General features: G+C 49.8%; 17 protein-coding genes and 1 pseudogene. All 18 read right to left on the bottom strand.

The genetic code is table 11. The annotated features are described in order from the left end of the window. Window positions 1-5: 5 nt before the first annotated feature. Window positions 6-767, bottom strand: a complete 762-nt coding sequence (locus DWX91_RS05310) for a LamB/YcsF family protein (RefSeq protein ID WP_022358636.1) — start codon at window positions 765-767, stop codon at window positions 6-8. A 353-nt stretch (window positions 768-1,120) separates the two neighbouring features. Continuing rightward, window positions 1,121-2,485, bottom strand: a complete 1,365-nt coding sequence (locus DWX91_RS05305; RefSeq protein WP_107000771.1) for a sigma-54-dependent transcriptional regulator — start codon at window positions 2,483-2,485, stop codon at window positions 1,121-1,123. 75 nt (window positions 2,486-2,560) lie between these two features. Then, window positions 2,561-3,877: a sensor histidine kinase gene (locus tag DWX91_RS05300; protein WP_107000772.1), complete on the bottom strand. Its 1,317-nt coding sequence runs from the start codon at window positions 3,875-3,877 to the stop codon at window positions 2,561-2,563. Window positions 3,878-3,938: 61 nt separating this feature from the next. Further along, window positions 3,939-5,144: a sodium:solute symporter family protein gene (locus tag DWX91_RS05295; protein WP_243098977.1), complete on the bottom strand. Its 1,206-nt coding sequence runs from the start codon at window positions 5,142-5,144 to the stop codon at window positions 3,939-3,941. Then, window positions 5,141-5,365 (bottom strand): hypothetical protein, encoded by a 225-nt coding sequence (locus tag DWX91_RS17190; protein ID WP_243098976.1) that lies wholly within the window; start codon window positions 5,363-5,365, stop codon window positions 5,141-5,143. Before DWX91_RS17190 ends, DWX91_RS05295 begins: the two co-directional genes overlap by 4 nt. Window positions 5,366-5,367: 2 nt before the next feature. Further along, window positions 5,368-6,399, bottom strand: a complete 1,032-nt coding sequence (gene truA / locus DWX91_RS05290; protein WP_107000774.1) for a tRNA pseudouridine(38-40) synthase TruA — start codon at window positions 6,397-6,399, stop codon at window positions 5,368-5,370. A 157-nt stretch (window positions 6,400-6,556) separates the two neighbouring features. Continuing rightward, window positions 6,557-7,558 carry a succinylglutamate desuccinylase/aspartoacylase family protein gene (locus DWX91_RS05285; RefSeq protein ID WP_118471518.1) on the bottom strand — a complete coding sequence of 334 codons (1,002 nt, stop codon included), beginning with the start codon at window positions 7,556-7,558 and terminating at the stop codon, window positions 6,557-6,559. A 50-nt stretch (window positions 7,559-7,608) separates the two neighbouring features. Then, window positions 7,609-8,391, bottom strand: coding sequence for an ABC transporter ATP-binding protein (locus DWX91_RS05280; RefSeq protein WP_107000776.1), 783 nt, complete (start codon window positions 8,389-8,391; stop codon window positions 7,609-7,611). Continuing rightward, window positions 8,379-9,233: an ABC transporter ATP-binding protein gene (locus DWX91_RS05275; protein ID WP_107000777.1), complete on the bottom strand. Its 855-nt coding sequence runs from the start codon at window positions 9,231-9,233 to the stop codon at window positions 8,379-8,381. Before DWX91_RS05275 ends, DWX91_RS05280 begins: the two co-directional genes overlap by 13 nt. Further along, window positions 9,230-10,054, bottom strand: a complete 825-nt coding sequence (gene opp1C, locus DWX91_RS05270) for a nickel/cobalt ABC transporter permease (RefSeq protein ID WP_107000778.1) — start codon at window positions 10,052-10,054, stop codon at window positions 9,230-9,232. The genes DWX91_RS05275 and opp1C overlap by 4 nt, the downstream gene beginning before the upstream one ends. Beyond that, window positions 10,054-10,995 (bottom strand): nickel/cobalt ABC transporter permease, encoded by a 942-nt coding sequence (gene opp1B, locus DWX91_RS05265; protein ID WP_117796486.1) that lies wholly within the window; start codon window positions 10,993-10,995, stop codon window positions 10,054-10,056. Before opp1B ends, opp1C begins: the two co-directional genes overlap by 1 nt. A gap of 11 nt (window positions 10,996-11,006) precedes the next feature. Then, window positions 11,007-12,632, bottom strand: a complete 1,626-nt coding sequence (nikA, locus tag DWX91_RS05260) for a nickel ABC transporter substrate-binding protein (protein WP_118471524.1) — start codon at window positions 12,630-12,632, stop codon at window positions 11,007-11,009. 193 nt (window positions 12,633-12,825) lie between these two features. Further along, window positions 12,826-13,773, bottom strand: coding sequence for a LysR family transcriptional regulator (locus tag DWX91_RS05255; protein ID WP_243098975.1), 948 nt, complete (start codon window positions 13,771-13,773; stop codon window positions 12,826-12,828). 80 nt (window positions 13,774-13,853) lie between these two features. Further along, window positions 13,854-14,653: pseudogene (locus DWX91_RS05250) on the bottom strand (energy-coupling factor transporter transmembrane component T). Further along, on the bottom strand, window positions 14,650-15,513 hold the full coding sequence (locus tag DWX91_RS05245) for an energy-coupling factor transporter ATPase (protein WP_107000782.1): 864 nt from the start codon (window positions 15,511-15,513) through the stop codon (window positions 14,650-14,652). The pseudogene DWX91_RS05250 and the gene DWX91_RS05245 overlap by 4 nt, the downstream one beginning before the upstream one ends. Before the next feature lie 2 nt (window positions 15,514-15,515). Continuing rightward, window positions 15,516-16,376 carry an energy-coupling factor transporter ATPase gene (locus DWX91_RS05240; protein ID WP_107001012.1) on the bottom strand — a complete coding sequence of 287 codons (861 nt, stop codon included), beginning with the start codon at window positions 16,374-16,376 and terminating at the stop codon, window positions 15,516-15,518. Window positions 16,377-16,524: 148 nt separating this feature from the next. Continuing rightward, entirely contained in the window at window positions 16,525-17,520 is a 996-nt protein-coding gene (locus tag DWX91_RS05235; RefSeq protein ID WP_118471530.1) for a peptidylprolyl isomerase, read from the bottom strand. Window positions 17,521-17,913: 393 nt separating this feature from the next. Then, window positions 17,914-18,570 (bottom strand): Maf family protein, encoded by a 657-nt coding sequence (locus DWX91_RS05230; RefSeq protein ID WP_118538452.1) that lies wholly within the window; start codon window positions 18,568-18,570, stop codon window positions 17,914-17,916. Window positions 18,571-18,648: the final 78 nt, after the last annotated feature.

Here is an 18,648-nt window from a genome sequence, read left to right as displayed (position 1 = left end):
ATGTATTAGCGGAACAGATTTTTAATCTCCACTCCCTCGGCTACCAGGGTCTCACGAATGTTCTTTACGAACTCCAGCGCTTTTGGGTTGTCTCCGTGTACACAGATGGAATCTGCCTTGATGGAAATGTCGTTTCCGTTGATGCTCTCAACTTTTCCTTCTTTTACCATTCTTACGACACGTTTGATTGCCAGGTCTTTATCTTTGATGACTGCTCCCGGAAGTTTTCTGGAAACCAGGGTTCCGTCATCGTTGTATGCACGGTCTGCGAACACCTCGCTCGCTGCCTGTAAACCAACCTCCTCAGCCGCCTTGATCATCTGGGATCCTGCCAGACCCATGAAGATGATATCTTTATCTACTTCATAGACTGCTTCACACATCGCTCTCGCCAGCTTCTCATCAACAGCTGCCATGTTGTAGAATGCACCGTGCGGTTTTACGTGCTGGATTTTTACGCCTTGGCTCTTAGTAAATGCGCTCAATGCGCCGAGCTGGTATTTCAGATATGCTTTCGCTTCTTCCGGAGTTACCACCATGTTTCTTCGACCGAAGCCCATCAGATCCGGAAATCCCGGATGTGCTCCTACTGCGGTTCCGTATTTCTTTGCCAATGCGATGGTCTTATCCATAACCATCGGATCACCTGCATGCCATCCACAGGCTACGTTGGCGGAAGACACGTACTGAAGAATTTCTTCATCCATACCAATCGTATAGTTACCGAAGCTCTCACCTAAATCACTGTTTAAATCGACATAAAACATGGTTCATTCCTCCCTTTCTTAGCTCACACATCTCATTTTTGCGGCTTAGCGTTTCTTCTGTCTGTTTTCAACAACCATCGGAAACTATTTTTAAGATGAGATGTTTTTTGTATGTTCCCCTTGTTTTTTTGCTTCTAATGATATTTTATCTGACTTTTATGTATTTTTCAATCATAATTTTAATATTTTTTAAAATAATTTAATTTATATACAAAAATCGTGCAAAAACGCACGTTTTAGGCGTGCGTTTTTGCACGATGTGATTTTTTGCACTCTTTTACCATTCATTCCTGCACCCGGTTTACCAGACAACCATTTTCGTCCTTCCTCCTGATACAGTTTTTCTGCTTTTTCTACTTCTCCCCGTCTTCCCGCTCCATCTTCCGTTTCATTGAGAACCGGGTGACGCCGAGCAGTGCCGCCGCCCGCGTCAGGTTATTGCCGGAAAGTTTCAACGCCTCCGACATATATCGTTTCTCCAGCGCCGCGACCTCCTGCTCGAGGTCGATCGGTCCTTTTTTCAAATCTTTCAGATAGATGCAGTCCCCGCTCTCCGGCCTTGCCTCCCGCTCGACCGGCGCCAACTCCACGTGTTTTTCCAGGATATTTCCCTGGCTGAAGAGAAAACAACGCTCAAAAATATTTTTAAGCTCCCTGACATTGCCTTTCCAGTCGTACAAGAGCAGCTCCCGCATGAAATCCGGATCCACTTTTTCGATATTGCGGGCAAAGGCTTTATTATAATAGTCAAGGTAATAGTCACAGAGCACCGGGATATCCTCGCGCCGGTCACGAAGCGGCGGAATCTCGATCTGCATGACATTCAGCCGGTAGAACAGATCCTCCCGGAATTGCCCCGCCTTGATCGCCTCCTCGAGATTTCTGTTCGTCGCCGCAATGATCCGAACATCGACCGCCGTGTCCTCCAGCGCGCCGATCCGCTTAAATTTCCGGTCATCCAGGAAGGTCAGAAGTTTCGTCTGCATCGCCATCGGCAATTCGCCGATCTCGTCCAAAAAGACCGTACCGCCGTCCGCCAGCTCAATCAAGCCCTTTTTCGTCTTGAGCGCCCCCGCAAACGCGCCGCGCTCGTAGCCAAAGAGCTCGCTCTCCATCAGATTTTCCGGAATCGCACCGCAGTTAATGCGTACCATCAGGTTATCCTTGCGGGCGCTGTTCGCATGAATCTGCCGCGCCACAACTTCCTTGCCCGTTCCCGTCTCCCCGCGCAGGAGTACATTGACCGACAAATTTTCCCCAAGCACCTGAATAAGGTGCCGGATCCGGGCAGCTGCCTCACTGACACCTAAAAACTGCGGCACATCGCCTTTCAGGAAGACGAGTGAATCCCGGTTGCGCTTCTGCTCCAGACACCGCTTGATCAGCATATCGATCTCATCCACATCAAACGGCTTTAAAATATAATCATATGCACCGCGCTTCGTCGCCTCAACCGCCTGGGAGACGGAACCGTACGCCGTCATCATGATGACCTGCAGTTCCTCATCTGCATTTTTGAAATTGACAATCTCATCCATCCCGACACTGTTTTCGAGGAGATTGTCGAGAAGGAGCACACCCGGATGATATTTCCTGACAAACTCCAGCCCTTCCTCGACGGTTGCGGCTGAATAGGCGTCATATCCCCTGTCTTTCAGTCCTTCCTCCAGTGTATAGCGAATCAGAAATTCATCGTCCACAATCAAAATTCGATCCATGTGCATCCTCCTCCCTGTTTCATAACATTATACTCTAAATACTAAATTCGTGAAATACCTCATTAAATGGTCACACTATACCATTTTCCCCGGAAATTTTAAAACCACGTCTGTCCCTACCCCCGGCTTGCTCACGATCTCCATCGTTCCTCCATTTGACTCCACCAGGCGGCTCACGATTGAGAGCCCAAGCCCGGTTCCGTTGATGCTCTTTGTATAAAATGGTTCCAGCGCCTTGGAGACTTCTTCCTCCGTCATGCCTTTTCCGTTGTCCTGCACCGTCACAATCACTTCTTTCTCCTGCGCGGCTGCCATAAGCTTAATCTGTCCCTCGCGGTCCGGTACCAGCGCCCTCAGGCTGTTGCTGATCAGGTTGTGAATGATCTGGCGAAACTCATTTTCATTGAGACACGCCCTCAGTCCCTCTTCTGCCTCCACAAAAAGCGATGCGCGGCGGCTGTCCGGTCCTTTCGCATAGATCATTCCGATCTCCTTTAAAACACCGGTCACAGAAATCTCCGTTTTCGGTGATTCACGCCGGATTGACAAAGTCAGAAGGTTCATGATCAGCGCCGTGACACGGTCGATCTCATGGATCATGCTGTCACAGAGCATTTTATCGCCGTCCTTGACCGTCCTGCCCTTTAAAAGCTGAATGCCGGAGCGGATGCCCGCGATCGGGTTCTTGATCTCATGCGCCAGCGTCGCTGCCATCCGGCTGGTATATTCCATTTTCGTGTAATTATCCATGTTTTTGAGCAGCCCCTCAAAGGTAACCGCCAGCTGTCCGATCTCGTCGTGGCGGCTGACCGCCTCAAACCGGTATTTCTGATAACTGCCCTTGTTTTCCTCAATTTCCTTACAGGTATGGCTCATCCTGCGGATGGGGCGCGTGATACTATGGGAAATGAAAATGCTTGCCTGGCAGATGAGAATCAGCGACGCGATGGCGCCGACTACCAGATAGCTCTGCTGCTCTAAGATGCGTTCCCCGAATATTCTCTCATTCATCCGGTACTCCAGCCGCCAGCCAAATGGATTGTCCCCCTTGCTGACTGCCAGTACCGATGTGTTTTCCCAACGGGTTCCAGCCGTGATCTCCTCACCGTCACGATCCAGAATCCGGATCCGCCCGCGCTCAAAATTCCGGTATTTTTCCGCGATCTCCTCCTCCGGCAGACGCTTTTCCAGAAAGTGCAGATCGCGGTTTACATCCTCAAACAGCGTATCCGCCAGCTCCATCTCACTGTTTTTCTGCATCGTGTAGCCATTATAATAGGAAATCACGCTGAAACTTCCGATGACAAGGATTCCCACCAGAACAAAGGGAATCATGACCTCATTTTCAATCTGGAAAAACCAATTTGAAAGACGTTTCAGCCATTTATTCATCGCTCGTTTTCGCCTCCTTCTCGCTGTTGTCTGACAGCTTCATGTTTCCAAATGCCCGCCTTTAGCAAGCACGTTTTTTCCATATACTCTCCAGCACCGGGACAAGGACAAAAACCAGGGTCGAACACAGCGTCACCGGAAACCCCCAGTAAACCGGCAGCTCGCGTGGCTGAAGCAGCACCGTCCCGGTTACCCCTGTCACAAATGCCGCCCATGCGCCCGTCCTCGTTGCCCGCTTATAATAAAGCGTACCGTAGAGAAGTGGCGTCAGAATTGCTGAAAACAATCCCCAGATATCCGCGCCGAAAAACAGGCTGTTGGACGGTGGATTTAAGGAGAGCAGAAGCGCCAGCGTTCCGCCGAGAAAGATAAAGAGCTGCGTCAGCCCCAGGATACGGTCCTCTGTTTTCTTCCATTTTCCATACTGCGCCGCCACATCGTAGGACATCATCGAGCCAATCAGAAGCAGCTGCGAGTTCGCCGTCGACATGCACGCGCCGATCACGCTGATTAAGAAAAATCCGCTGAACCGTGATCGGAGCAAATAATTAATTGCGTAGACAAAAATATCGTCTGATCCGAAGTAATAGGACAGATAAGGAAACAGGATCCGAAGCCCCAGACCGATCTGGGTCAGGCAGAAATAAAAAAATGTCAAGAACACCAGCGAACAGATCAGGACTTTCCGCGCCGTCTCACGGCTCTTTGCCGCCACAATCCGGATCAGATACTGTGGGTTCGCTGCCAGCCCCATACCCCAGCCAAAAAACATCGTGAGGTACATGGTAAGGCTGTAATCTTTCATCAGATTTCCAAAACTGTCCGTCCCGCTGCCCGCCGCATTTCGGCTGAACACCTCCGCGTTTGTCAGAAATCCGCTTCCCTCTATTCCTCCGACCACGACAAAATAGACAACCACTATACTGATCGTGAGCATGATAAGGTTTCCGCCATCCGTCTTGGTAACCGAATTGAATCCTCCAAAGGTAGAATACAGAATAAACAGATAAACCAAAAAAATTGCAACTTTATAATCGATATTTAAAAGCGTCGCCGCCGCAATTCCAAATCCCTTGATCTGGATCACCAGATAAAAAACGTAACCGCCCGAGAGCAGCAGCGCACAGCAGGTACGCAGAAAGCGGGAATGGTAGCGCTCCCCGATAAACTGCGGGATCGTGAGCATGTCGCAGTCATAGATACGGCCGCTGATGAGATACAGCAGCCCCGCGCCGATGAACCACGGGATAACCGTCACAGCGATCACGGAGGTCCATTTTCAAAAACATTGCCCGTGTATCCCAGAATGGTCGCAGCGGACACCCAGGTCCCGACGAAGGTGGAAAACAGCCGCCAGAACCCGCATTTCCGTTCTCCGATAAAAAATTTCCCTATCGAATCGCTCTCACCGAACGATGATTTTCCTATAATCAGGATAATCAGCGAATAGACGCTGAAACAGACCAGATAATCAAATGTTCTACTCATGCTCACCGATGTTCACCCTCGTAGACGGCTTCCAGCCAGCCTTCTTCCGTCTCCGGCTGCCGTCTCAGCCGGTAATATCCGCAGATGCTCCCCTCTTCTCCAAACGTATCCCGCACAAACACCCGTTTCGCGCCGTTTCGGTATGCCTGATGGATCACGCGGCGCAGCACGCCGTCAAGCTCTTCCGGCTCACAGCGCTCGATCGTGAGGTATGCAAGCCCTTTCTCCGGGACATTTCTCTGATCGAGCACATAGTGCCAGTGCTTATTTTCGCCCTCCAGGTACGGTGCCAGCTCTTTTTCATACTCCAGGCTTACGAGCGTCAGCCCGCGTGCTGGGATCGTAGGACCTGCTGCCGCTCGGTTTTTCTCCTCCAGAATCTCCTCCATCTTCTCCGGCGGGTAAACGCCCATGCCGATCTTAACCAGCGTCCCGGCGATGATGCGGACCATGTTGTAGAGAAAGCCGCTGCCGCTGATCCGGATGGTAATAAGGTCATTTACCTTGGTGATATCTAAGCTGTAGATGGTCCGCACCGTCTCCTCCGCCTGGGTCCGCACCGTACAAAAGCTCTTAAAATCGTGCTCGCCGATGAGATAGGATGCCGCTTTCTGCATTTTCTCTAAATCCAGATTGAAATAGCAGAAATAGCTGTATAAGCGCTGCAGCGGCATATCGATCTTGCGGTTTAAAATCTTGTATTCATAGGTTTTCACGCAGTTTGCCTTGCGTGGATGGAAGGTAAGGGGCACCTCCTCCGATGCCTGGATCCGCACATCGTCCGGCAGACGCTGGTTCAATGCAAAACAGATCTTATCCCCTGGAATCCGGCTTTCTGTATCAAAAACTGCCACATTTCCCATGGCGTGGACTCCGGAATCCGTCCGGCTGGCCCCGATGACCTGGATATCCTCTTTTAAAAGAGAAGAAAGTGCCTGATTCAGCACCTCCTCAATGGTCACTCCGTTGGGTTGGAGCTGCCACCCGCAGTAGGCAGTTCCGTCATAGGAAACCACTAGCTTAATTCGTCTCATATATATTCCTCTATTTCTGTTATTTATCCTCAAAAATCTATTTTCTGCTATTTATCATACCATATAATCCCCTTTCTTTGACAGATATTTTTTCATTGACCGTCTTTTCCTATGCAAAAAGCACCTTTGGATCCTTTCATCCAAAGATGCTTTTTTCTTAGCATTCGCCATATGCTACCAGCGGTTCTCCCTCACTTACCCCCAGTGACAAGGTATAGTAAAAGACCATACCGTCAAGCTCTGATTCATAACGATACATCAGGCTGCCGTCAAGCCGCCGGATTTCTCCCAGTAAATCTCCTTTTTTCAGGCAGCTTCCTTCCCGGATAGCCGGATACCAGAATCCATTTCCCGGTGCCTCCAGATAGCGCATGGTCCGAATCTCCTTTTGCTCTATTTTCCCGGACGGAAGCACCTCTGATTCCGGGGAGCTTTCTGAATCTTTTAAATTCATTCCTTTGACTGATTCCAGAATACTTTCTGGCAAAATATCCAGGTGAACCAACAGTTCATACAGATTTATCCGATATGCATCCACTTCCCTTTCTGTCCAACGCCCCAGTCCGCCCCGTTCTAGTAGAAGAGCCGGGATTCCTTTCTGCGCTGCCCAGCTGTACAGACCATTTTTCGCCGTTGATGCCACTCTCCACGACAAAGACATCGCTCTTGCCGCTGCAGCCGCCTTTTTTTCTACCGTCTCGCCTGCTGCCACCGGAAAAAAGGCAAACGGAACTACCATCTCGTGAATATCTCCACTATGGAGATCCACGAGGAAGTCCGCATCTGGATACAGATACGTTTCCACAGCTGCTGCTATCTTCGCTGACCGGCTTCCCATTTCCGTTCCCGGAAATGCCCGATTTAAATTGACACCATCCTCCGGTACCAGCTGCTTGATTTCCTTATAAAATCCACCTTCATTAGCAATCGGAAGAAATACAACCTCTCCCTTCATCTGCCTCGGATCCAGTTCCTGAATCAGACGGGAAACTGCCAGAATTCCTATGTACTCACAGCCATGTACCCCCGCTGTAACAATCAACCGTTTTCCCGGTCTTGAACCACAGAAAGCCGCCGCTTTCAGGCTGCATTCCTCATCCACCGGAATTTTCAGCCACTGCTTCGTGCCTGCCTCCACCTTCGTTTCATATATTTTCATGTTCTATTTCCTGTTCTGAGAACTTTTCTGCTCCTTTTACTCAATTCCATCTAAACGATCGCCTGCAGCAGCCTGCGCGCATATTCATCCGTTGTCTTTCCCAGCTCCCGGACCGGACGGCATTCTGTGATATGTCCGCGGTATAAAAACAGCACCTCATCGCACAGATAGGTAACCGACGTCAAATCATGCGTAATAAATACATACGTCAGATTCAGTTTCTCCTTTAAATCTATAAGCAGCTCCATAACCTGCACCTGCGTATGTGCATCCAAAGATGAAATCGCCTCATCGAACAGAATTATCTCCGGTTCGCAGGCTACCGCCCGGGCAATGCAGACTCGCTGGAGCTGACCGCCGGACAATTCATGGGGATATCGATCCAGAAAATCTGCACTTAGTCCCACCATCTCCATCAGCTCTCCGGCACCTTTTTTTATTTTCTCTCTTGAAAGCTTCCGGATTCCCTTTTTACGTGCTGCTGCCCGCTGTCCCTCCGCCAGAATATCCCGTATACGGAAACGCGGGTTCGCCGAGGTTGTATAATCCTGAAAAACAATACTGATTTTCTTCTGCAGATTCTTTCTCCCCTGACGGTTTCGATAAATCTCCTCCCCATCCAGAAGCACCTGCCCGGAATCCGGTTTTAAAAGTCCGCAAAGGACACGTCCAACCGTCGATTTTCCGCTTCCGGTTTCTCCTAAGATCCCCAGGCAGCTTCCCTTTTCCACCTGCAAAGATACGTCAAACAGCACCTGGTCCCTGGAGGTTCCAAACAATTTATCCTGACGCTCACTCCGGAAGCTGACACATATATCTTTTAATTCAAGCATAATTCCTCCTGATTATCCAGGCAAAGCCGGTAGCGCTCCATGACCGAGCGCCGTGTCTCTGCAAGCATCCGTGTATACGGATCCTTTGCATGCCTTAAGATATGTTCAAAATCGCCCTGTTCGACCAGTTTTCCTCCATTCATCACGACGATCTCGTCCGCAATCTTCGAAACCGCCCCCAAATCATGGGAGATAAATATCATCGCCGTATGACTTTCTTCCTTGATCCGCTGAAATTCCTTCAAAATTTCAGCCTGGGTGATGGCATCGATTGCCGTTGTCGGTTCATCTGCCACCAGAAGTGCCGGCTTCATCGCCAGTGCCAGCCCAATCATGATTCTCTGAAGCATTCCTCCGGAAAGCTGGTGTGGATACTGCCCCAGCACTTCCTCCGGATTATGAATTCTCATTTTTTCCAATACTTCCAGGGAAATCTCCCGGATCTTTGCCCGATCCCAATCTGTATGGGCTGCAAAGGTCTCGGCCATCTGGCTTCCAATCCGGTAAAGTGGATCAAAGCAGGTCATCGGATTCTGGAGAACCATGCCTATCTTCTGCCCACGCAGCCGCCGCAGTTCATCCCGTCCTGCCCGGCATAGATCCTTTCCCTCAAACCATGCCTGTCCTTCTATCCGGAACTGGCGGTCCAGAAGTCCCAGAATTGCTTTTACCGTCATGCTTTTTCCGCTTCCGGATTCTCCCAGAATACCCAGGCACTGCCCCGGCTCTACCTCAAAGCTTACATTCTCGACCAATTTTTTCTGTTTATTTCTGATTTTCAGTTCTACATTCAGTCCATCCACCCGCAGAATCGGCTGCACCCGCTCATGATTCAGGCTCATTTCTGCACCTCCTTCGGATCCAGCACATCCCGCAGGGCATCTCCCATCAGGTTAAACGCTGCTACCAGAATTACCACCGCAATTCCCGGAACCAGCATCTGTACCGGATTGCTGGTGAGGACATTCTTCGCCTCGCTCAGCATCGCTCCCCATTCCGGTGTCGGTGCCTGTACACCCAGTCCCAGAAATGAGAGGGTTGAAATATTGATAATCGCCCATCCGACATCCAGAGAGGATAAAACTGCCAGATCTGCCGCAATTGACGGTACAAGATGGCGAAATAATATAAAAGATTCTGGTGTTCCTATACATCGTGAAAAGCGCACAAAGTTCCGGTCACGATACTGCATAACACCTGTCCGGATCATCCGCGCATACCAGGCCCATTTAATAAACACATTGGCCAGGATTACATTCTGCACGCTGATTCCCAACAGGGCTACCACTGCAAACACCATGATCTGGCTCGGAAATGAAAGCATTACATCGACTGTGCGCATGATCACCTCTTCCACGATCCCGCGGAAATAACCTGCCAAAAGTCCCATCAACGCTCCCAGACCAATCGTTCCAAGCATGGTCAGGACTGCCAGCCCCAGCGTCGGACGGATTCCATAAATCATTCTCGACAAAATACACCGTCCCAGATTATCGGTACCAAGTGGATACTGCTGGCTGAATCCGGCAAATTTATTTAAAATATCCGTTGCATACGGATCATTCGGTGCGATAAACGGTGCAAAGATCCCTATGAGCGCCACGATAAGCACCAGACCAATCGTTCCAACGGCCGCCCGGTTTCGAATCAATCGTCCTACCATCAATGACTCTCCTTTCTAAGACGCGGATCTGAAATTGTCTGAAGAATATCAAATAATAAATTAAATCCGACAAATAGTACTCCGATCAATAGCACATACGTCTGGATCACCGGATAATCCCGGTTAAAAATCGAGCTGATACAGAGTGTCCCAAGCCCCGGCCAGGCAAATACATTCTCAACGACGATCGTTCCGGAAATCAGCTGCGGTATGCTCATTCCGATCGCTACAATACAAGTATGCATCGAATTTTTCAAAATGTGTTTAAGAAGAATCTGCCGGTTTGGAATGCCTCTCACATTGGCATAGAGAACATAATCCTGTTTCATGTTTTCCAACATATTATTGCGGATCAGGCGGATATACGTCGATATATAACTCAATGATACCGTAAACGATGGCAGAATCAGGTGTTTAAAGCTCCCGCTTCCGCTCGTTGGAAGCAGATCCAGCTTGATCGAAACCAGCCAGATCAGAAGAAGCCCTACCCAGTATGCAGGCATCGCCGTTGTCATAAAAACAATCGCCCGCATGATGCGGTCAAACACACCATCCTTATAAACGGCACAGAGCACTCCAATCGGAATGCTCAGTACCAGAACCATCACAAACGATACACCCGCAAGCTGCAGAGTCGCCGGAAGACAGCGCATCAGTTCGCCCGCAACTGTACGGCTCGGATTGACGTAACTGATTCCAAAATCTCCCCTCAGACAGTCAGCCAGCCAGGAAATATATCGTATCAGATATGGTTTGTCCAATCCAAGTTCCGCCCTTACCTGTGCCACCGCTTCTTCTGTAATAATCGGTACCTGGCGGATGCGCAGTGCCACCTCCGCCGGATCGGATGGTATCAGGTTAATAAACACAAAACACACAAACGAAATGATAATAAGAAGCGGAATTGCCGACAGGATTCGTTTTATGATATATTGTTTCATTTATTTTTCCTTTATTTCTTCTCTCCAAAATAGAAATCAGCGAACGGAACCTCATACTGAGTCTGCGTAAAATGGAAGCCCTGCAGATCCGAACGGTAGATTGCCTTATTGCACTCATAAGTAAGCGGAATATAGACCGCATCCTCATGCAGACGGGTCAGCACAAATGTATACAGCTCCTGACGGCGCTCTTCATCCGTGGAAACCAGGATCTCTGTAATCGCATCATCGATATCTGCCTTATCTTCCAGTCCCTGCTGTGCCGCAAAATCTCCATAAACCGGAGCGCGCATCGCCGCCAGGGAGGACTGCGGGTCATACGGAGTTCCCCAGCAGATATTAAATACCATGTCAAAGTTTCCAGCCTTCATACTATCACGGTAAGACTGTTCTTCCTCTCCATGAATGTTCAGGGAGACACCCAGCTTCTGGTATTCGCTCTGGAGGTACTCCGCAATCGCTTTTTCCGTCACACTATCGCTGTTATAAAGCAGCTCCAGTTCCATTTTCTGGCCGTCTTTTTCACGTACGCCGTCTCCAGCCAACGTCCAGCCTGCTTCCTCCAGCATCTTCGTTGCTTCTTCCACATCATACTCATATGGGGGCAGATTGATATCGCAGTAAGGAACGGTAGATGCAAACAGTGTATCCGCCGGCTGTTCCAGACCATAAAAAATACCTTCTGAAATCGCTGCTTTGTTTGTCGCATGCTGAAGTGCCTTACGCACTTCCTTCTCATCCAGAATATCACGGGTTGTATTCAGTACAATCTGCCGGGTCGAGGTCGGATCCGATAACGCAACCGTAAAATTGTCATTTCCCGTATACTGGTTAATTGCATCCGCATCAATCATATTTTTACCGAAAATCAGATCAATTTCCCCTTTTTCCAGTGCCATGATACGCGTCTGATTATCCGGTATTACTTTTACCGTAATCTTTTTGATGGACGGCTGCTCCCCCCAATAGTTTTCGTTTGCTTCAAATACTGCATACTCATCTGTCACAAAATCGGTCAGGACATATGGACCTGTTCCAATGTATTCGTTTACGCCATCCTTTGTGCTTCCGTCCTTCATCGCCTTCGGAGAAATCATTGCAAACGGACGGGTAACTCCCAACTCTGTCAGCAGAGGATAGTACGGCTCCGACAGTTCGATCACAAAGGTTTTATCATCCGGAGCCGAAACCCCAACCAGAAGATTCATCATTTCCAGCCAGGTGTGACGATCTTTGTTTTCAATGATTGCATCAAAGTTTGCCTTGATCGCGTTGGCGTCACACACCTCTCCGTCCGAAAATTTCACTCCATCACGGATGTGGAACGTGTAGGTCTTTCCATCTTCACTGATATCCCAGCTCTCTGCCAGGCAGCCCTCATACCCATTTTCTGTAATATTGACTAAGGTCTCGTAGAGCATTTCCTGTGCATACATTTCACCTGCATACAGATGTGGATTCAGATCACGGATATCCCGATAATTAACAAATACCAGTTCATCCTTCGTGCTCTCTGCCGATGCACTCTGCTCTGATTTTGTCCCTTCTGTACTGTTTGAAGCGTTTCCGCCACATCCAGCCAAGACAGCCACGGAAAGAACACCAGCTGCCGCTATGAGTCTTTTACTTTTTTTCATATATGTCCTCCTGTTATGCCTGACGCAGGTTTGAAAGCCTGCATCTCTTTTATCTACTTTGTTAAAACAATTCGTTTTTACCGGCAGATAAAAGGATAACATAGTTACGCACAACTAACCACTATCGTTTTACAGGGGGATTGCTATAACGATTTGTTATATCTAAACAATTAAAGCATTTTTTTGAAATGTTCTAAAAACACGCTGCCTCCGCACTCAGCTTTTCTTCATTCTGGTAAATATATCCGATTACCAGAAATGGTTCACTATTCCGGATCTTCAGATTACGGATTGGATATTGTTTATAATCCTCATATAAAAAATCAATTCCCAGGCTGCAGATATCGCTCTGCATCAGGAGATTCATTGTCATATGATCGCTATTGGTATGTACAACCGTATTCAGCATATCCGTGCTGATCGCTCCCAGGCTCACATGGTTTAAATGATGCTCCATTGAGAAAAAATCCCGGATTCCGCTGACGAATTTTAACTGCGGAAGCTCGGTAAAATCGATACTCTCATCCTCATAACGCGGATGATTTGGTCCCACATAAACACAGGCAGGTTTGACATCCAGTTCCTGAAAAGACAATTTTTTGTGGGACAAAATATGCCGGAATGCCGGAACCTGTTTCTGTGCTACATACACAATCCCCAACTCCGAAATTCCCTGGGATACCTGATCACTAATCTCCTCCACACTGCCTTCCCGGTGGGAAATCTGGCACTCGCAGCCATATTTCTTATAAAAATCTGTCAGAAGCCTCGCAATCATGTTGCTCGGGTAGGTAGAAACGGTAAATTTCCGTTCCTGCGTATCTTCTGCCAGCGAGTTAATAAGACTCACATGATTTAAAATATTGTGTGCATACTCCCGGACCGTTTCTCCATATGGGGTAACCCTGAGCCCTCTGCTTGTCCGCTCAAATAACGCACGCCCCAGCTCCTGTTCCAGCATCCCGATCACCTTGCTGACATTCGGTTGGGATGTGTATAGGCATTCTGCTGCCTGATTAAAACTACCTTTTTCACAGGCAACCATAAAATATTCAAGCTGTTTTATTCCATTGAAGTCCTCCTTCTGTTGTTCTCCATTCCACCTTATGTTAGCTCTAACTAACCAAAATACAAAAATCAAGAGGCACACAGCTTGCACAGCCTATGCACCTCTCTTTCGGTTCCAAAAGTGCCTACCCGCGGACAGTAACCCCTTTTTCGCTAAAAAACGATCCGCAGTACAATCACAATTCCCAGATAAGCCAGAAGAATCAAGTAGGTAATCCGGTCTCTCCTCTCATAATGCAGCGGCTTCATCTTCGTGCGCCCACTTCCGCCCCGGTAGCAGCGCGCCTCCATCGCCATCGCCAGATCCGTCGCGCGGCGGAACGCCGATACGAAAAGTGGTACCAGAATCGGGATCATGCTCTTTGCCCGCTGTACGAGATTGCCAGATTCAAAATCAGCGCCTCTCGCCATCTGTGCCTTCATGATCTTATCCGTCTCCTCAATCAGAATCGGGATAAAGCGCAGCGCGATCGACATCATCATCGAGATCTCATGCACCGGCACATGGAGACGGTTCAAGCATCCCAGACTCCGCTCCAAGCCGTCCGTAAGCTGGTTCGGGGTCGTCGTCAGCGTCATGACAGAGGAACCAATCACCAGATACATCAGGCGCAGACCCATGAAAACTGCCAGCCGCAAGCCCTCATGCGTCACTTTTAAAAATCCAATCTGGAAAATAACCCGTCCGCTCGTCAAAAACAGGTTAAAGCTGATACTGATAAGTAACAGGAACACGATCGCCCTAAGTCCCCGCACAATAAATTTAAATGGTACGCGTGAGGTGCGGACCGCCATCGCCAGAAATACGGTTGCCACTGCATAGCAGAGCAGGTTGTCCGCGAAAAATAATGAAATATGTAGATCAGCGTTCCAAACAGCTTGGTACGCGGATCCAGCCGGTGAACCACTGATTCGACCGGATAATACTGTCCGATTGTGATATCCCGTATCATTGTTTCTCCCTCCGCTTGTTATACAGCGCCAGAATCGCCTCCCGCGCCTCTTCTACCGTCGTGATCGTGTCGTCGATCGGAATCCCGCGCTCCCGAAGTCCCTGCACCACATAAGTGATCTGCGGCGCGGCAAGACCGATCGCCTCTAACTCCTTGTAATGGCGGAATACCTCCTTCGGCGTATCGTCAAACATCTTCACGCCGTCGTTCATGACCATGATGCGGTCCACGTAGCGCGCCATGTCCTCCATGCTGTGGGAAACCACCAAAATCGTCAGCCCGTGCTCCCGGTTCAGGCGCTCGATCTGACCTAAAATCTCATCGCGCCCCTGCGGATCGAGTCCCGCCGTCGGCTCGTCGAGGATCATCATCTCCGGACGCATCGCCAGTACACCCGCGATCGCGACGCGGCGTTTCTGTCCGCCGGAAAGTTCAAACGGGGACTGCTTATAAAATTTTTCATCCATGCCGACCAGCTTTAAGGCATGGCGGGCACGTTTTTCCACCTCTTCCTGCGGAAGCCCCAGATTTTTCGGTCCGAAACAGACGTCTGTAAAAATATCTGCCTCAAAGAGCTGGTACTCCGGATACTGGAACACCAGCCCCACTTTACTCCGCAGATCCTTTAATTTATAACCCTGGCTGTAAATGCTGACACCCTGATACTTAATGTCGCCGCTGGTCGGCTTGATCAGACCGTTTAAATGCTGGATCAGGGTTGATTTTCCCGATCCAGTGTGACCAATCAGACCGACAAATTCGCCGTCCTGAATCTCAAAACTCACGTGCTTTAATGCCTGGCGCTCTAACGCCGTGCCCTCGCCGTAGGTGTAGCACAAATCTTCTACCTGTATTGCCATCTCTATTCCTCTTTCAAAAGCGGTACCAGTGCGTCCAGAAGCTCCGATTTACGAAGGATTCCATCTGGAAGCGGAATTCCCTTTTTCTTAAGCTCCCACGCAAGCTCCGTCACCTGCGGCACATCCATCCGGTATTGTTTTAGTTCCTCCACGCGGGAGAAAATCTCCTTCGGCGTGCCGTCCATCACGATATGACCGTCATCCATGACGATCACGCGGTCTGCATCGACCACCTCTTCCATATAATGGGTGATCAGCACCATCGTGATTCCTTCCACCCGGTTTAACTCATGGACGGTGCGGATAACCTCCTTGCGTCCGTTCGGATCGAGCATCGCCGTCGGCTCATCGAGCACGATACATTCTGGTTTCATCGCCATGACGCCCGCGATCGCCACACGCTGCTTCTGTCCGCCGGACAGATGGTTCGGGGACTGCTTGCGGTACATCGTCATCCCGACTGCCTTTAAGCTCTCATCCACTCGCTTCCAGATCTCCTCGGTCGGAACTCCGATATTTTCCGGACCGAATCCGACGTCCTCTTCCACTATATTTCCTATGATCTGGTTATCCGGGTTCTGAAAGACCATGCCCGCATTTTTGCGGATATCCCACAGATGCGCCTCGTCCCTCGTATCCATCTCCGATACAAAAAGCGTACCGTCGGTCGGGCTCAGAATGCCATTGATCTGCTTGGCAAATGTGGACTTGCCGGAACCATTGTGTCCCAGGATCGCCACAAAGCTGCCTTTCTCAATCTCCAGATTCACATGATCCAGGGCGCGCTTTACTTCCTCTACCTGCCCCTCTTCATCGCGTCTTATATAATCAAATACAAGATTGACCGCTTTTATGATATTCATGTATTTTTCCTCCACAGTATGTCCGCCTGACCGGACATTACCGTTCATTGTAGAAGAATTTTCCCCGGTAGTCAAGCGGTTGTTCCGAATTGTTATCCTTTTTTAAAAATAAGTTTACTTTTGTCTGCCCGCCCCAGGTACAGACTACCTATTTGATCGCATATTCCGCGTAAATCTCAAAGAAATCCGCGTCATTTTTCTCGAACTCCGAGGTCAGATCCAGACTGTCCCAGAGCCCGCTGCTGTAAGAAACGGAGATCGTATTGCTGAACCGGTCGTAGATCTCCTGAAAGGCGCGTTTTTTCCGCTCCTCGTAGATGCGCTCCTTGCGCGCCGCCGTCTCGTCCTCGTCGTAATCGTCCGTACATTTGAGCACATAGTACGCGTCGTCCGCATGGATCACCTGGCTGACTGTGCCCTCGGCAAGGGAAAATGCCTCTTTCTCATAGGCATCCGACTCATCGCCGCGCCCCAGCACCCGGTCACTCACCGTCAGCCCCGCCTCCTCGGCACAGGACTGGAAATCGGCATCTTCCTGCGATGCCGCCCGCTGGAAGGCGTCTGCCTCGCTCTCATCCGATGTCTTTATCTGACTAACATGGATCACCTTTGCCTCACTGTCGCTGACCTCCAGCGCCACATTGTCCGTGAGCTGTCCCGCCAGCTTCTCCGCCAGACCATAATCCTCATAGATATGCTGGACATCCGCCTCTGTCACGCCCATCGAGTCAATCGCCGACTGCGGCAGACGCCCAAAATACTCGGCTGCTGCCCGGTCCATCGCCGCCCGCTCCTCTGAAGTCAGGGAAATCCCCCGGTCGGCTGCCAGCAGGTTCATGATTTTCAGCTCATCCATAAACGAACGGATCTGTTTTTTTAGATACGTTTCAAAATCATCGCCCTTTTCTCCAACTGAAACGCCCCAGATCTGATCCGTACAGACCTCCTCATAGCGTTTTTTCTCCGTCATGGCAATCACCATCACTTCCGCGCGGGAATAACCCTTTTCATTCTTCTTTCCCACCACGATCGTGCTGCCGTCCGAGCCGCATCCAGTCAAAAGCCCCAGGCTGAGCGCCAGCCCCGCAAGCAGGGCACACGCCGCCCGGTGGATATGGTTTGTCTTCCTTTTCTGTTTCTGCATGGATACTCCCTTTCTCCTGCATATTTTAGCAATTCCTGTCACATATTCTCTCTGAGCGGCTGATTTATCTCAGTCGAGAAGACTCCCACCTCTTCAGGTGGTGAGTAATAGCAAATTTGTCTCAGTGGAAGCCTTGTCTCCGACTGAGATAAACGCTCCGCGAGGATGCGCAGTGATTCTGTAAAGAATATGTCAGCTTACGCTGACCAGAATCACGCGCCAAGTCTCACGGACGTTCGACTTGAATACTGTTCACACATATGACCAGCAGCGCTGCGTTCTGTCAATCCTTCCACTCTGGTTCACGGTCTGCCACCACGTTTTCTTACGGCACTTTCGGTTCTAAAAGTGCCTACCCGTGAACAGTAACTTTCTTTCCATCAGCCATCCACCTCAGACCGTATGCTTGAGCAGATCTTCTATCTTCTCCGGGCAGATCCGCTTCAATTCCTGATAGAGCCTTCCGACCGGCAGCCCCATCACATTCGTGTAAGAACCATCGATTCCGCGGATATGCGCGGCAAAACTTCCCTGAATGCCGTATGCACCCGCCTTGTCCATCGACTCGCCGCAGTCTACATACGCCTCGATCTCCGCATCGCTCATCGGATATACATCCACCCGCGTCTCAACCGCAAAGCAGCTCTCCCGATCCTCAGTCAGGATCGCCACGCCCGTGTATACACGGTGGCTGCGCCCCTGGATCCGTCCGATCATCTCAAGCGCCTCATCCCGATCCGCCGGTTTTCCTAAAATCTCGTCATCCACACTGACAACGGTATCGGAACCAATGATAATCCCGGAAAATAGGATTCCCGTCGTCCGCGCCTCCTCACGCACCTGCGCCATCACATCGCGCGCCTTCTGTCCCGCCAGTTCCATCACAACCTGCGCCGGTTCCGTACAGAGCGGATTTTCCTCCAAAGTGCTCGGATGAATCTCCGGTTTCAGCCCAATCCGCTCCAAAAGCTCCCTGCGGCGCGGAGACGCACTCGCCAGAATTAACCGGCAGGCTGGTTTGATATTTTCTATGTCTCTTCTCTGTTCCATTGTTCTGTTCTCATTTCCTCAGTTTCATTTAACGCTTAAATACACGTTATCCCTATATTTATACCATCTATCAGCCAA

The organism is Clostridium sp. AF22-10 (genome assembly GCF_003478725.1).
In the GTDB taxonomy this organism is placed as follows: domain Bacteria; phylum Bacillota; class Clostridia; order Lachnospirales; family Lachnospiraceae; genus Otoolea; species Otoolea fessa.
This window is presented reverse-complemented; position numbering and strand designations above follow the sequence as displayed.